The sequence below is a fragment of the Campylobacter concisus genome (assembly GCF_002913545.1).
GTDB lineage: Bacteria > Campylobacterota > Campylobacteria > Campylobacterales > Campylobacteraceae > Campylobacter_A > Campylobacter_A concisus_AV.
Genome location: NZ_PPBR01000053.1, coordinates 1 through 488, shown reverse-complemented (window position 1 = coordinate 488; position 488 = coordinate 1). Strand labels below are relative to the sequence as shown.

Annotated in this window: 1 pseudogene; it reads right to left on the bottom strand. The window is 48.2% G+C overall.

The window, feature by feature from the left end:
• A pseudogene (locus tag CYP05_RS03600) lies at window positions 1–488 on the bottom strand (NADH-quinone oxidoreductase subunit D); the annotation flags it as partial.

Here is a 488-nt window from a genome sequence, read left to right as displayed (position 1 = left end):
TATCAGCACAAAATGCTGCATTAGTGAGTAGTTTTGGCCCATTATCTGCTCTTTTGAAGCGCACACAAACTCTGGCGCGTCGGTGATGATGGCGGGGTTACTTGTCTGATACTTGCTAACGCACTGCTTTAAAATTTTCACGTACTCGCGCATCTCTTTCATTTAAAGCAGGTATCTTGCGTAGCAGTCGCCCTTGGTGGCGTAAGGCACGTCAAATTCTAGCTCGTCGTAGAGGAGATATGGCTCTTCTTTTCTAATGTCGCGCGCGATGCCACTTGCTCTTAGCATGACGCAAGAGCAGCAACTACTAAGGGCTAAGTCTTTGCTGACTGCACGCGCATCAACGAGCCTTGCTTGCCAAATTCTATTTTCACTTAGCAGATCTTCGTAAAGCGTGATGTCGCTTGAAGATTTCACGCAAAATTTAAGCAGCTCCTCACACCAGCAATCAGGCAGATCGAGCGGCACGCCACCGATCCTTATGGAGC